Annotated in this window: 12 protein-coding genes; 5 read left to right on the top strand and 7 right to left on the bottom strand. The window is 64.5% G+C overall.

Annotated elements, in window-relative coordinates:
* Positions 1 to 90 precede the first annotated feature (90 nt).
* A complete protein-coding gene (locus tag NE850_RS28735; protein ID WP_007175883.1) occupies positions 91 to 1,206 on the top strand; it encodes an ABC transporter ATP-binding protein in 1,116 nt (371 codons plus the stop codon).
* Between the two features lie 78 nt (positions 1,207 to 1,284).
* Here the strand turns inward: NE850_RS28735 and NE850_RS28740 are convergent, their stop codons facing one another.
* From NE850_RS28740 to trxB, 5 genes are all read right to left on the bottom strand, one after another.
* Positions 1,285 to 2,202: a LysR family transcriptional regulator gene (locus NE850_RS28740; RefSeq protein WP_007175882.1), complete on the bottom strand. Its 918-nt coding sequence runs from the start codon at positions 2,200 to 2,202 to the stop codon at positions 1,285 to 1,287.
* Positions 2,203 to 2,352: 150 nt separating this feature from the next.
* Positions 2,353 to 3,012 carry a glutathione S-transferase family protein gene (locus tag NE850_RS28745; RefSeq protein ID WP_007175881.1) on the bottom strand — a complete coding sequence of 220 codons (660 nt, stop codon included), beginning with the start codon at positions 3,010 to 3,012 and terminating at the stop codon, positions 2,353 to 2,355.
* A 268-nt stretch (positions 3,013 to 3,280) separates the two neighbouring features.
* Positions 3,281 to 3,901, bottom strand: coding sequence for a trimeric intracellular cation channel family protein (locus NE850_RS28750; protein WP_035516978.1), 621 nt, complete (start codon positions 3,899 to 3,901; stop codon positions 3,281 to 3,283).
* 13 nt (positions 3,902 to 3,914) lie between these two features.
* Entirely contained in the window at positions 3,915 to 4,673 is a 759-nt protein-coding gene (locus NE850_RS28755; protein ID WP_007175879.1) for a Smr/MutS family protein, read from the bottom strand.
* 178 nt (positions 4,674 to 4,851) lie between these two features.
* Positions 4,852 to 5,853 carry a thioredoxin-disulfide reductase gene (gene trxB / locus NE850_RS28760; protein WP_007175878.1) on the bottom strand — a complete coding sequence of 334 codons (1,002 nt, stop codon included), beginning with the start codon at positions 5,851 to 5,853 and terminating at the stop codon, positions 4,852 to 4,854.
* Between the two features lie 346 nt (positions 5,854 to 6,199).
* Between trxB and NE850_RS28765 the strand changes: the two genes are divergently transcribed.
* Complete coding sequence (locus NE850_RS28765) at positions 6,200 to 8,515, top strand: DNA translocase FtsK (RefSeq protein ID WP_007175877.1); 2,316 nt, start codon at positions 6,200 to 6,202, stop codon at positions 8,513 to 8,515.
* Between the two features lie 85 nt (positions 8,516 to 8,600).
* Positions 8,601 to 9,335 (top strand): outer membrane lipoprotein chaperone LolA, encoded by a 735-nt coding sequence (gene lolA, locus NE850_RS28770; protein ID WP_007175876.1) that lies wholly within the window; start codon positions 8,601 to 8,603, stop codon positions 9,333 to 9,335.
* A gap of 66 nt (positions 9,336 to 9,401) precedes the next feature.
* Here the strand turns inward: lolA and NE850_RS28775 are convergent, their stop codons facing one another.
* On the bottom strand, positions 9,402 to 10,322 hold the full coding sequence (locus tag NE850_RS28775) for a LysR family transcriptional regulator (protein WP_007175875.1): 921 nt from the start codon (positions 10,320 to 10,322) through the stop codon (positions 9,402 to 9,404).
* 170 nt (positions 10,323 to 10,492) lie between these two features.
* Between NE850_RS28775 and speB the strand changes: the two genes are divergently transcribed.
* Complete coding sequence (gene speB / locus NE850_RS28780) at positions 10,493 to 11,482, top strand: agmatinase (RefSeq protein ID WP_310699711.1); 990 nt, start codon at positions 10,493 to 10,495, stop codon at positions 11,480 to 11,482.
* Positions 11,483 to 11,551: 69 nt separating this feature from the next.
* Here the strand turns inward: speB and cytX are convergent, their stop codons facing one another.
* Positions 11,552 to 12,868 carry a putative hydroxymethylpyrimidine transporter CytX gene (gene cytX, locus NE850_RS28785; RefSeq protein ID WP_007175873.1) on the bottom strand — a complete coding sequence of 439 codons (1,317 nt, stop codon included), beginning with the start codon at positions 12,866 to 12,868 and terminating at the stop codon, positions 11,552 to 11,554.
* A gap of 305 nt (positions 12,869 to 13,173) precedes the next feature.
* On the opposite strand from cytX, the gene NE850_RS28790 reads away from it, so the two are divergent.
* Positions 13,174 to 14,487, top strand: coding sequence for a replication-associated recombination protein A (locus tag NE850_RS28790; protein ID WP_007175872.1), 1,314 nt, complete (start codon positions 13,174 to 13,176; stop codon positions 14,485 to 14,487).
* The last annotated feature ends 187 nt before the right edge of the window (positions 14,488 to 14,674 follow it).

Below are 14,674 nucleotides of genomic sequence, written 5' to 3' on the forward strand. Positions count from 1 at the left end.
CCATCCGAGCGCGGCGGCGTCTGTTCGATTCGAAGCCGCCGTCACCCGACAAAGTTTTCAAGCTGTACCAGAGACAAGAGGATTCACAGCATGGCAAGCCTTTCCATCCGTGACGTGTACAAGACTTACCCGAACGGGGTGCCGGTTCTGAAGGGTGTCAACATCGACATCGAAGACGGCCAGTTCCTGATTCTCGTCGGCGGTTCGGGCTGCGGGAAATCGACGCTGCTCAACATGATTGCCGGCCTCGAAACCGTGACCAAGGGCGAGATCCAGATCGACGGCAAGACGGTGAACAACCTGTCGCCGAAAGATCGCGACATCGCCATGGTGTTCCAGTCGTACGCGCTGTATCCGTCCATGACGGTGCGCGAGAACATCTCGTTCGGCCTGAACATCCGCAAGGTGCCGAAGCAGGAGCAGGCACAGATCGTCGACCGCGTGTCGAACACGCTGCAGATCACGCACCTGCTCGACCGCAAGCCGGGTCAATTGTCCGGCGGCCAGCGTCAGCGCGTGGCAATGGGCCGTGCGTTGGCGCGCGACCCGGTCATGTTCCTGTTCGACGAACCGCTGTCGAACCTCGACGCGAAGCTGCGTATCGAGATGCGTTCGGAAATCAAGCTGCTGCATCAACGCCTCGGCACGACGATCGTCTACGTGACGCACGATCAGATCGAAGCCATGACGCTCGGCGACCGCATCGCGGTGATGAAAGACGGTATCGTCCAGCAGTTCGGCGCACCACAGGAAATCTACGACTCGCCGTCGAACCTGTTCGTGGCGGGCTTTATCGGCGCGCCGCCGATGAACTTCATCCAGGGCAAGCTGGTCGACCAGGGCGCGGGCGTGGCGCTCGAACTGGATACGGGAGTCGCGCGCACGGCGCTGAACCTGCCGTTCGACTCCGCGAAGGTGAAGTCGCATGTGGGCCGTGACGTGATTCTCGGCCTGCGTCCGGAGCGTATCACCGACGCGCGTGGCGCGCACGGCGACAACGCGAAGCTGCAACCGATCGAAGTGAAGGTCGACGTGATCGAGCCGACCGGCCCGGACACGCTGGTGTTCGCACAGGTCAACGGCAAGCGGATTGTGAGCCGCGTGCACCCGGCTTCGAATCCGCAGCCGCTGACGAACACGACGCTGCTGTTCGATACCTCGAAGGCGGTGCTGTTCGATCCGACCAACGAAGAGCGGATCGCCTGACCGCGAAGTTCGGATTGTGTTTAAAAAAAGCCCCATGTGTTGCAAGACGCATGGGGCTTTTGCTTGTGCGACGTCGCCTCATTGCTCCGCAATATGCAGATCCGGATTGTTCCGCGCCAGCTCGGTTACCCACTCGATGAACGCGCGCAACCGCGAACTCAGATTGCGGCGATGCGCGTAGAGCACCGATAGCGGCGTGCCGGGGCTCGTGTAGGTGGTGAGAATTTCCTTCAGCGCGCCCTGTTTGATCAGATCGGAGACCATGAAGCGCGACGGCTGGATGATGCCGTGACCGAGCACGGCCGCACCGATATACACCGAGCCGTCGTTCACCGCCAGCACGCTCTTCAGCGTGACCTTGGCCAGTTCGCCGTCCACTTCGTATTCGAACGGGAACGTTTTGCCCGTGCGCGCGGACACGTAGTTGACCGCGCGATGTTCGCTCAATGCTTCGAGCGTGGTCGGCTCGCCGTATTTCTCCAGATACGCCGGCGACGCGCACGTGACGATCCGCGCCTGACCGATCCGCCGCGCAACGAGACTCGACTCCTCCGGCGTGCCCATGCGGATCACGCAATCCACGCCGTCCTGAATCAGGTCGATGTTGCGATCGGCGAGGCCGAGCCGCACGTCGATCTCGGGGTACTGCCGGTAGAAGTCGTCGAGCGCGGGCAGCAGCAGCGCGCGGGCCAGCGTGCCGGACGTATCCACGCGGATCGTGCCGGCCGGATTTTCGCGCTTGTTCGACAGCGACGATTCGGCTTCGGCGACTTCGGCGAGGATGCGCACGCAGCGCTCGTAGAACAGCGCGCCGTCTTCGGTGACGCTGACCTGGCGCGTCGAACGGTTCAGCAGACGCACGCCGACGTGTTCCTCCAGCGCCTGGATGGTGCGGCTGACTTTGGCGCGCGGCAGGTCGAGCGACTCGGATACTTTGGTGAAGCTGTTCGCCTCGACCACACGCGTAAATATCTCCATCGCTTCGAAACGGTCCATGTTTTGCCTTGTGAGTGATTGGCGGAAGTAGGTGTCGAAGTGAAGTGTATAGGTTGGAAAAATTGTTGTCCCAAAGGGTAAGAATGGGCGGTTTGCCAGTGCTCGTGTTGAGGTTTGTCCGCAGCCGCAGCCGCCGCCGTGCCGCCGCGCTCAATCCCGGTCCGGCGCGCCGAGGGGGAAAAACGCGCGATACGGGCGCGCTTCGTCCACCGCGCGCGCAAACGACGGCCGCGCCAGCAGCCGCTTCCGGTAGGCGAGCACGTGCGGGAAGGTCGGGCCGATGGCGTGCGTCCAGTCGGCATAGAAGAGGAACGGCGCGGCGCCGCAGTCGGCGAGGCTGAAGGTGTCGCCGGCGGCCCATTCGCGTTCCGCCATCACCTTGTCCAGCCAGCCGTACGCGGTGTCGAGCAGGGCGCGCGCCTCGGCCACCGAGTGCGGATCCCGTTCCGGCCCCGGGCGCAAACTGTCATAGACGATCTTCTGCTGCGGAGTCGAGATGTAATTGTCGAAGAAGCGGTCCATGCTGCGTACTTCGAGCGCGGCGCGCGCGTCGGCCGGCAGGAGCGGCACCGCCCCCGGGTGATAAAGACCCAGATATTCGATGATGATGCTCGACTCCGCCACGGTCCGGGCGCCGTCCACCAGCACCGGAAACCGCCTGATCGGCCAGAGCGCGGCGAATTCGGCCATGATTTGCGGGTCGTCGTGCGCCAGCAGGCGTAGCTCGAATGGCGTGCCGTTTTCGTAGAGCGCGGTCAGAACCTTCTGGCAGTAAGAGGAGAAGGGATGGGCGTAGAGCTTCAGAGGCATCGTGGTCACCTTGGACGGTTGCTAGTGCGGAGTGCGCGGCGGCGCAATGACGGCCAAAGAGGCCGTTTACCTCACGACGAACGGCAGCGGCACAAATCGACGGGCGCCACGATCCGGCCAGTATTGACCAGGAACAGCAACTTGTCATACCTGACGGCGTTGTTCGGCGGCTTCAGGCGTGCCGGCGACCAACAGGTCAGTTTGGAACACGGCGCGCTGCCCGTTCGCGGGCATGCGCCGCACGTGAATGCAAGCTGTGCCGCGCTGGCTAGTGCGGCAAGCGGACATCGAACCTGAACGTCACCAGCCTTGCAAGCAGGATAAAGGCGGTGGCGATCAGCACGCTATAGACCGTGTCGAAGTCGAAGTAATCCAGCAGCACATAAAGCCAGCAGCCGACGAAAGCGCAGGTCGCATAAGGCCGCGAGTCGCGCAGAATCAGCGGCACTTCGTTGCACAGCACGTCACGAATCACGCCGCCGAAAACCCCGGTCAGTACGCCCATCATCACCGAGGTGAACCACGGCATTTGCGCGTCGTGCGCGATCGACGTGCCGGCGATGCTGAAGAGGCCAAGCCCAATCGCATCCGCCACCAGCAAAACCCGCTCGGAAAGCAGGCGCGACGTCATTTTCAGCAGCGTCGGCGCGAACAGGGACATCACGAAGATCGCGATCAGATAATCCTGATGCTCGACCCAGTAAAAAGGCCGGCGCTCCAGCAGCACGTCGCGCAACGTGCCGCCGCCGAAGGCCGTGGCGATCGCCACCAGAAACGTGCCGACGGCATCGAGCCGGCGGCTTCTGGCCTCGATGAAACCGGAAATGGCGTAGGCGAAAATCGCCAGCGCTTCCATGATGGTCAGCGCGAGCGTCAGCCTCGGATGGATCACCGCGGCTCCGTCAGGGTCTGGCGTGCGCCGGCACGGCGCCAGGCTGCAGCAGAACGACCACTGCTCCCGCGCCGCCGTCGTGCGGACGCGCCTGGCAGAACGCAATGACTTCGGACTTCTGCACGAGCCACGCGCGCACTTTGCCTTTCAGCACCGGCTCTTTGCCGATCGATCCCAGACCCTTGCCGTGAATCACGCGCAAACACCGCAAGCCGCGTTTCACCGACTCGCGGATGAACTCCGCCAGCGCCTCGCGCGCTTCCTCGCGGCGCATGCCGTGCAAGTCGATCTGCGCCTGCACGATCCAGTCGCCGCGCCGCAGTTTGCGCACGACTTCCTGACTCACGCCGGGGCGGCAGTAGGAAAGCGTTTCGTCGGTTTCCAGCAGGACTTCGGGATCGAACTCGTCCGAGATCGCTTCGTGCAGCACGGCTTCTTCATCGAGCCGGGTTTGCACCGGCAGCGGCGGCGGGGGATTGCGCGGCAGCGTGGCGCGCGGCGGCACGGCTAGCGGCGCGACCGAGCCGATCTCGCGGCGAAACAGATCGGCGTCCGCCGAGGCTTCGCGCTGCGCGGCCGCAGCGGCCGCCCGTTCGCGCTCGCGCCGTTGCGCGTCGACTTTTAGCGCATCGCGCAACGCGCCGAGGCCGGCGAGACCGGCCGCTGGTTCGAGTTTCGGTTTGACGGCGGGCGCAGCCGGTTCGGGCGCGGGCCGCGCGACGGCGCGCGCGCGCTTCGGTTCGCTCGGATGGGGCTGATTCTTCGGCATATTGGTAATACACGCAGAGAAGTAGTTCGGTCGCGCGACGTTTGTTTGCGAGCGGAATGCAAAAAGGCCGCCGGCTATTCAGCCGCGGCCTTCTTCGAGCAGGCGGCCGGGCCATGCCCAGCCGCCATTTTACCGTTGCGCTAATCTTCCCGGCCGGGTCTCGGACCGGCGCGGCCGATCAACGCTCGGCTTCCTGACTCATGGCGTGCTCGCCGGCCATTTCGTCGATGGTTTCCAGATAGCGCTGCGCGTCGAGCGCGGCCATACAGCCCGTGCCCGCGCTGGTGATTGCCTGGCGGTACACGTGGTCCTGCACGTCGCCCGCGGCAAATACGCCCGGCACGCTGGTGGCGGTCGCAAAACCGTTCAGGCCGCCCTTGGTGATGATGTAGCCGTTCTTCATCTCCAACTGGCCCGCGAAAATGTCCGTGTTCGGCTTGTGGCCGATCGCGACGAACAGGCCTTGCAGCGCGAGGTCCGTGGTTTCGCCGGTCTGCGTGTGCTTGATGCGCAGGCCGGTCACGCCGGACTGGTCGCCGGTCACTTCGTCGAGCGTGTGGTTCCACTTGATCTCGACAATGCCTTCTTTCTCTTTGGCCAGCAGACGGTCGATCAGGATCGGCTCGGCGCGGAACTTGTCGCGGCGATGGATCACGGTCACCTTCTTCGCAATGCCGGCCAGATAGAGGGCTTCCTCGACCGCGGTATTGCCGCCACCGATCACGGCCACATGCTGCTGCTTGTAGAAGAAACCGTCGCAGGTGGCGCAAGCCGACACGCCCTTGCCCATGAACGCTTCTTCCGACGGCAGCCCGAGGTATTGCGCCGATGCGCCGGTTGCGATGATCAGCGAGTCGCAGGTGTATTCGCCCGAGTCGCCGATCAGGCGGATCGGCTTCTCGTCCAGCTTGGCCGTGTGGATGTGGTCGAAAATGATTTCAGTGTTGAAGCGCTCGGCGTGCTCCAGAAAGCGCGCCATCAGTTCCGGGCCTTGCACGCCGTTGGCGTCGGCAGGCCAGTTTTCGACGTCGGTCGTGGTCATGAGCTGGCCGCCCTGGGCGAGGCCCGTGACGAGCACCGGCGCGAGGTTCGCGCGCGCCGCGTAGACCGCTGCCGTGTAGCCGGCGGGACCGGAACCGAGAATCAGAACCTTGGCGTGTTTCGTGGAAGTTGCGGGCATGATCGAATCCTTTTACGGCGCCCGGCTCGCCCATGCGAGGCCGCGCGACTTGAGCTGGAACTATAGTTGGGTATCAGTGCGGCATTATAAAGGGCGGGGCGCCCGCCTGCTCCATCAAGCTTTCCGATCGCGCCGATAGCGTCGGCGGCGCGCCCTGCAACGCCTTTCTGTGGCCAGACGGCCAAGTTACCGTCATTTACAGCCTCGCGCGGGGCACTGCGTTTACAATAGGCCGGATCGAAGTTCCCGGAAGCCGGGATCGGGCCCGAAGCCCCGCTGGGTGAGGCTCGGCTACGGCCCAGGCGACAACCCAGGCCGGGAATCGGGCACACACGCAACAGGATCAATGGCAAAAGCTCCCTATTCCGCGAGCGCGCAGGCATTGCCGCACCGCATGTCGCGCCTCTTCACCGAAATCCGCTGGATCCTGCAGGTGGCGCTCGGCGTTTTCCTGCTCATGGCGCTCGTCAGCTACAGCAGGCGCGATCCGAGCTGGACCCACGCCGCGCAGGTCGACCATATCGCCAACTGGGCGGGCCGCGTCGGCGCGTGGACGTCGGACATCCTGCTGCTGCTGTTCGGCCTGTCCGCCTACTGGTGGATCGTGCTGCTCGGCCGTCATATCTCCGCGAACTACAAGCGCATCAACCGTCACGAGGAATTGCAGGAAGACGCGCCGCGCGACGTGAGTTGGCTCGCCGACGCGTTCGCCTTCATGCTCGTGCTGCTGGCGTGCGACGGCATCGAGGCCTTGCGCATGTGGTCGCTGAAAGTACAGTTGCCGCGCGCGCCGGGCGGCGTGATCGGCGAGGCGGTCGCGCGCGGCGTGTCGCATGCGCTGGGGTTCACGGGCGGCACATTGGCGCTGCTGATCGTGCTCGGCATCGGGCTGTCGCTGTATTTCCGCTTTTCGTGGCTGTCGGTGTCGGAGAAGGTTGGCGAATCCATTATTTCCGCCGTGACCTTCGCGAAGCTGCGCCGCGAGGCCGGCCGCGACCGAAAGCTGGGCGAAGCGGCCGCCGTGAAGCGCGAAGGCAAGGTCGAGAAGGGCCGCGTGCGGATCGAGGAACATGAGCCGGTCATGATCGTGCCGCCGGTCATCACACCGGCCAAGTCGGAACGCGTCGAGAAGGAACGGCAGGTGCCGCTCTTCACGGACCTGCCGGGCGACTCCACCTTGCCGCCCATTTCGCTGCTCGATGCCGCGCCCGTCGCGCAGGAAACCATCTCCGCGGATACGCTGGAATTCACCTCGCGCCTGATCGAGAAGAAGCTCAAGGACTTCGGTGTCGATGTGAGCGTGGTCGCGGCGTATCCCGGCCCGGTGGTCACGCGCTATGAAATCGAGCCGGCCACGGGTGTGAAGGGCAGCCAGATCGTCGGTCTCGCCAAAGACCTCGCGCGGTCGCTCTCGCTCGTGTCGATCCGTGTGGTCGAAACGATTCCGGGCAAGAATTTCATGGCGCTGGAGTTGCCGAACCAGCGCCGTCAGACCGTCAGTCTCTCGGAGATTCTCGGCTCGGCGGTGTATGCGGACGCCGCGTCGCCGCTGACAATGGGCTTGGGTAAAGACATCGGCGGCAAACCGGTGTGCGCCGACCTCGCGAAGATGCCGCACTTGCTGGTAGCCGGTACGACGGGTTCGGGCAAGTCGGTGGGGATCAACGCGATGATCCTGTCGCTGCTCTACAAGGCGAGCGCCGATCAGGTCCGCATGATCCTGATCGATCCGAAGATGCTGGAAATGAGCGTGTACGAAGGCATTCCGCATCTACTCTGTCCGGTGGTGACGGACATGCGCCAGGCCGGTCACGCGCTGAACTGGGCGGTGGCCGAAATGGAGCGCCGCTACAAGCTGATGAGCAAACTCGGCGTGCGTAACCTCGCCGGCTACAACAACAAGATCGACGAAGCCGCCAAACGCGAAGAAAAGCTGCCGAATCCGTTCAGCCTCACGCCGGACGATCCGGAGCCGCTCACGCGCCTGCCGAACATCGTGGTGGTGATCGACGAACTAGCCGACCTGATGATGGTGGTCGGCAAGAAGGTCGAAGAACTGATCGCGCGGATCGCGCAGAAGGCGCGCGCGGCCGGCATTCACCTGATTCTGGCTACGCAGCGTCCGTCGGTGGACGTGATTACCGGGCTCATCAAGGCCAACGTGCCGACGCGGATGGCGTTCCAGGTGTCCTCGAAGATCGACTCGCGCACCATTCTCGATCAGCAGGGCGCGGAATCGCTGCTCGGCATGGGCGACATGCTGTATCTGCCGCCGGGCAGCGGCCTGCCGGTGCGCGTGCACGGCGCGTTCGTGTCGGACGAGGAAGTGCATCGTGTGGTCGACAAACTCAAGGAACAGGGCGAGCCGAACTACATCGAGGGCATTCTCGAAGGCGGCGTGACGGGCGAGGGCGACGAAGGCTCCGCAGGCGCGGGGGGAACCGGATCGGGCGACGGCGAGTCGGACCCGTTATACGACCAGGCGGTCGACGTAGTGTTGAAGAACCGCCGCGCGTCGATCTCGCTGGTGCAGCGGCATTTGCGCATCGGCTATAACCGCGCGGCGCGCCTGCTCGAGCAGATGGAGAACTCGGGCGTGGTGTCGGCCATGTCGTCGAACGGCAATCGCGAGATTCTGGCGCCGGCGCGGGAAGCGGAGTGAGCCAGATGGCCTCGGTTCCGACGCGAAGCGGTGGCGCGCCGTCGGTCATGACCGCTCAACGAATTCAATCAAGGGAGAAAACTACATGCGGCTATTCGCGCAGCAGCACGCTCGAGAGAATGCTCAATCCGGCCGTTTCGGCCAGTTCGCGCGGACCCTCGTGCGTAGTGTGGGCAGTGTGGCGATCGGCGCGTCCGTGCTGTTCGCATCGCAGGCATTCGCGAGCGGCACCGAGCAACTGAAGGCGTTCGTCGCGCAAGTGCATTCGGCGCGCGGCACCTTCGTGCAGCAGGAAGTGCGGGCGCCGAGCAAGGCGCAGGGCGCAAGCGGTACCTTGTCCACCACGGGCGCCGGCAAGACCGGCACGTCGAGCGGCACGTTCACGTTCGCGCGTCCCGGCAAGTTCATCTGGCAATACGAGAAGCCCTATGCCCAACTGCTGCAAGCGGACGGCGACAAGCTCTTCGTGTACGACAAGGATCTGAATCAGGTGACGGTGCGCAGTCTCGGCGGCGCGCTCGGCGCGAGCCCTGCGGCGATCCTGTTCGGCAGCAACGATCTCGACAGGAACTTCACGCTGCGTGACGCGGGCGTGAAGGCCGGCATCGACTGGCTCGAACTGACGCCGAAGGCGAAAGACACGCAGTTTCAGCGCGTGGGCATCGGCTTCAAGGACGGCAATCTGGAAGCGATGGAATTGCACGACGTGTTCGGCAACGTCACGCTGCTGACCTTCTCGAACATTCAGAAGAATCCGCCGCTACCGGCCGATGCGTTCAAGTTCACGGTGCCGAAGGGCGCGGACGTGATCAACGGATAAACCGCCTGCGGGTGGTGTGTGATTGGCAGAAAGCCGCGCTCCGTGCGCGGCTTTTTATTGCGCGCGTTATTCATCCACCTGCAAAACCTGCATGGGATGCGCGGCCTTCATATCGTCGATAAACGCTTCGACGATATCCGTGCGATGCTGCCGCGCCCGCGTGACCATATGGAACGCGACGCGGTAGCGCATCTGAGCCGGATTCAGCGCGGCGAGCAGCCCTTGCTTGACGAACGGCGCCGCGAAATGCCCCGGCAGATAGCCGAGATGATGCCCGGAGAGCACCAGCATCGCGACCGCTTCCATGTTGTCCGCGACGGCGGTGACATTCTGCGGCCTGGTCGAACTCTCGGCTTCGGGCAGCGGATAACTGCGCCACGCCCATTCATGCTGCGCGGCCTCGGCGGGCTGCACCTCGCCTGCTTGCGCGAACAGCGGATGCCCTTTCGCGCAATAAGCGAACTGATCTTCCGCGAACACCTCGGTATATTCGAGCGACGGTACGCGGTGCCAGAAATAGCCGATGCCGATCTGAATCCGCCCATTGAGCAGCAGTTCCTCCAACTCGCCGGGAGAGCGCACCAGAATCGAAAACCGCACCGACTGATCGCGCGCCCGGAACCGGCCGATCGCGTCGCTGATGCGCGTGCTCGCCGACACCGGCGTGTGGCCGATCATGCCGATATCGAGCGTGCCGACCAGCTTGCGGCCCACGTTGCGCGCCTGCATGCCGAAGGTATCGACGGCCGACAGCAGCGCGCGGGCGGCGTCGATGAACTGCTCGCCGCGTGCGGTCAGACTGAAGCCGCCGCGGCCGCGCTCGCACAGCCGGTAGCCGAGGCGCGTTTCGAGTGTGGCAAGCTGTGTGCTGATAGTCGACTGGCCGACGTTCAGGGTCGCCTGGGCCGGTGAGACGCCGCCCGCGTCGACAATGGCGAGAAATACGCGGATCAGCCGCAGGTCGAGATCGGTGAGTTGGGAGAACATGGGTCAGGATACATCGCTGGGAATCAATGTGAAGTTTATGCCGTAGGTATTTTAAGTTCTGGGAAACTGCTCAAGAATCGAGATTCGCCCGGCAAGGTGCGGTTCAGACGCTCCTCCTCGGCCGGTCTGCATGATTTTGCGTGCTGTCCTTTTTTCATTGCCGAGACACGATGAATACCTCTTCCTTCATTAACGCCGAAGCCGGCGAACGGCCGCAGCCGCTGTCCGGCAACGCGATGCCGCGCTGCGGCGGCATTGCGACGATGATGCGGCTGCCGAACGTCGGCTCGGCCGAAGGGTTCGACGCCTGCTTCGTCGGCGTGCCGTTCGATCTCGGCACCTCGAACCGTACCGGCGCGCGCTTCGGGCCGCGCCAGATCCGCAGCGAGTCCGTGCTGCTGCGCCCGTACAACATGGCGACGCGCGCGGCACCGTTCGATTCGCTGCGCGTGGCCGACCTCGGCGACGTCGCGATCAATCCGTACAACCTGCACGATTCGATCAAGCGCATCGAAACCGCGTACGACGAAATTCTCCAGCACGATTGCACGCCGATCACGCTGGGCGGCGATCACACCATCGCGCTGCCGATCCTGCGCGCGATTCATCGCAAGCACGGCAAGGTCGGCCTGATTCACGTCGACGCGCACGCCGACGTCAACGACACGATGATGGGCGAGAAGATCGCGCACGGCACGCCGTTCCGCCGCGCGGTGGAAGAAGGCTTGCTCGATTGCGAGCGCGTCGTGCAAATCGGTTTGCGCGGCACGGGTTACGCGGCGGAAGACTTCGACTGGTGCCGCGATCAGGGTTTCGAAGTCGTGCAGGCCGAGGCCTGCTGGAACCAGTCGCTCGCGCCGCTGATGGCGCGTGTGCGCGAGCGCATGGGCGACGGTCCGGTGTACATCACGTTCGACATCGACGGGATCGATCCGGCCTTTGCGCCGGGTACGGGCACGCCGGAAATCGCCGGTTTGACGGTGCCGCAGGCGCTGGAGATCATTCGCGGTTCGCGTGGGCTGAATATCGTCGGCTGCGATCTGGTCGAAGTCGCGCCGCCGTACGATCCGTTTGGCACGACCGCGCTGCTCGGCGCGAATCTCGCGTTCGAATTGCTGTGCGTGCTGCCGGGCGTCGAGTATCGGGCGTCCACGCGCTGAAGTGACCTCGCAAACAGAAAAGGCCTGCATTTGCAGGCCTCTTCGCGTTTAACAGTGACGTTAGTTCAATCACGCATACGCAGTCTTGCGCGCCGACACGAACGCCAGATAGCACACCGCGCCGATTACCAGCGCGGGCAGCGTCGCGCCGAGATTCGGCAGCCATTGATTGATCGCCTGATACGCGACGATGCCGATGGCCCACGCGAGGAACGCGCTCAGATGCCAGCCGCCCGAGAAGCCGTAACGGCCGCGCACGTCGGCGAGAACCGCAGCTTCGATACGGCGCTTGCGCACGATGAAGTGATCCACCAGCACCACGCCGAACAGCGGCGCGAACACCGAGCCGATCAGCAGCAGGAAGTTCTGATACTTCGCCATCGGCACGAGCAGGGCGATCAGCGTGCACAGCGCGCCGAACGCCGCCGACAGGATGGGCACGCTGCCGCGCGTCCAGAACGTGCCCGTCGATACCGCGGCGGAGTGAATGTCGGCGAACGCGTTGTCGACTTCGTCGATCAGGATCAGCAGCAGCGCGAGGCCGCCGCCGGCTTGCGCCAGCGCGCTTGTCAGCAGCGCGTCGCCGCCGCCTGCCGCGAGGCCGTAGATCGCGCCGAGCGCGTAAAACCAGATGTTGGCGATGCCGTAGCCGAGCAGCGTGCCGCGGAACGTCTCACCGGCGCGCCGGCCGAAGCGCGTGTAGTCCGCGATCAGCGGCAGCCACGACAGCGGCATGGCGACCACCAGATCGATGGCGCCGCCGAACGACATCTCGCCCGTGCCCGGACGCTGCATCAGCGCAGCCAGATCGTGTTTTGCGAGCAGATTCCATGTCAGCCACGCCGCGCCCGCGAGCAACAGCCAGATGCCCCACGTGCGCAGAAAGCGCCGCACGAACGAGAGCGGTCCGCTGATCGCCAGCAGCGTCGCGAGCAGCCCGAAGATCACCGTCCAGATGAGCGGCATGGAGAGGCCGAAGGCCTGTTTGGCGAGGGCGTCGGCGGAATCGCGCATCACGATCACCTCGAACGAACCCCAGCCGACCAGTTGCACCGCGTTCAGCACGGCGGGCACCGACGCGCCGCGCACGCCGAGCGTCGGCCGCAGAGACGACATCGCCGCGAGCCCCGTATCCGTGCCGATCACGCCCGCCAGCGCCAGCAGCACGACGCCGATCACGCTGCCGATCACGATCGCCAGCAACGCATGCGGCAGCGACAGCCCGGGCACCAGCAGCGCGCCCGCTTGCGCGACCAGCAGGCCGATGCCGAGCGAGAACCAGAGCGCGAAGGCGTCGCCGGTGCGGAACGCGCGGCGCGCATCGGGCACCGGCATGAGCGGTGCGTAAGTGGAACCGGCGTCGCCGGCGAGTGGATCTTGTGCCATCTGGTCTTGTCCCTGTTGGTGTTGCTTGCCGATTTGCATGCGATGTTGCGTCGGCGGTTGCGTTTGCTGTTATGTCCGCGGCTGGGGCTTCGATTGCGTGCCCTGTTGCGTCGTACTTTGCCGGATTTTTGCACGGGTCGCGGCGCCCGGCTCGTCCCGGCGCAGTGCGCCGCCTTCGTTCGGGCGCCGTCACTGTCATAATGCAGGACGTTGCCCGCACTTTTGCGTGCTGGCGTGGCTCACCGGCAGTACGCCGCCTTCACACGGACCGCGTCCGGAAAAGCCGAGATTATCCCCAAAACGTCATGTTTGAAGAAACCCGTGCCAATGTTCCGCTCGCCGAACGCCTGCGGCCCCGCAATATCGACGAAGTGATCGGCCAGAAGCACCTGCTCGGCCCGAACAAGCCGCTGCGGGTCGCATTCGAATCCGGCGAAGCCCATTCGATGATCCTCTGGGGGCCGCCCGGCGTCGGTAAAACCACGCTCGCCCGACTCATGGCCGATGCCTTTCATGCCGAGTTCATCGCGTTGTCCGCGGTGCTCTCGGGCGTGAAGGATATCCGCGAGGCCGTCGAGACCGCGCAGATTCATCGCGCGAACGGGCATCAGACGCTCGTGTTCGTCGACGAGGTGCATCGTTTCAACAAGAGCCAGCAAGATGCGTTCTTGCCGCACGTCGAGTCGGGGCTGTTCGTGTTCGTCGGCGCGACGACCGAGAATCCGTCGTTCGAAGTGAATAGCGCTTTGCTCTCGCGTGCCGCCGTCTACGTGCTGAAAAGCCTGACCGACGAAGAGCAGCGCGAGCTGCTCGAGCGCGCGCAAAAGGAACTCGGCGGCCTCACGTTCACCGACGAAGCCCGCGACGCGCTGATCGGTTCCGCCGACGGCGACGGCCGCAAGCTGCTGAACAACCTCGAAATCGTCGCGCGGGCGGCTTCACAGCAAAAGACCACAGAGATCGACGGTGCCTTGCTCGGCAGTGCGCTTGCCGAAAACCTGCGCCGCTTCGACAAAGGCGGCGACGCATTCTACGACCAGATCAGCGCGCTGCATAAATCGGTGCGCGGCAGCAGCCCGGACGGCGCGCTGTACTGGTTCTGCCGCATGCTCGACGGCGGCGCGGACCCGCGCTATCTGGCGCGCCGCATCGTGCGCATGGCGTGGGAAGATATCGGCCTCGCCGATCCGCGCGCCGCGCGCATCGCGCTCGACGCCGCCGAAACCTATGAGCGCCTCGGCACGCCTGAGGGCGAACTGGCGCTTGCGCAGGCCATCATCTATCTGGCGGTCGCGCCGAAGTCCAATGCCGGGTACAACGCGTATAACGAGGCGCGCCGCTTCGTCAGCAAAGACCAGTCGCGCGGCGTGCCGGTGCATCTGCGCAACGCGCCCACCAGGCTGATGAAGGAACTCGGCTACGGTCACGAATACCGCTACGCGCACGACGAACCCGATGCGTACGCGGCCGGCGAGACCTATCTGCCGGAGAACATGCGCGATCCGCATTGGTACGAACCGACGCCGCGCGGTCTGGAAGGCAAGATCGGCGACAAGATGGCGCGTCTGGCCGAACTGGACGCGCAGTGGCGTAGCGAGAACAAGCCGAAGAAGGGGTGAGCTGGTCCGGTGCGTTGCTGGGTGCTTTTTTCGCAGTTCGGTTTGTGGCTGGTTTGTGGCTCGTGGTGCGGCTTTTTCGCGGCTTGTTCCGCGGCTCGGTCTTTACCTCGTCGTGCAGTCTGTTTGCGCTTCGCAATGCGCCTCGTTGAGCGCGTCGGTTCGTACCTTGTCTCGCGCAGCGGCGCAC

This window comes from Paraburkholderia sp. USG1, from assembly GCF_031570135.1.
GTDB lineage: Bacteria > Pseudomonadota > Gammaproteobacteria > Burkholderiales > Burkholderiaceae > Paraburkholderia > Paraburkholderia dioscoreae.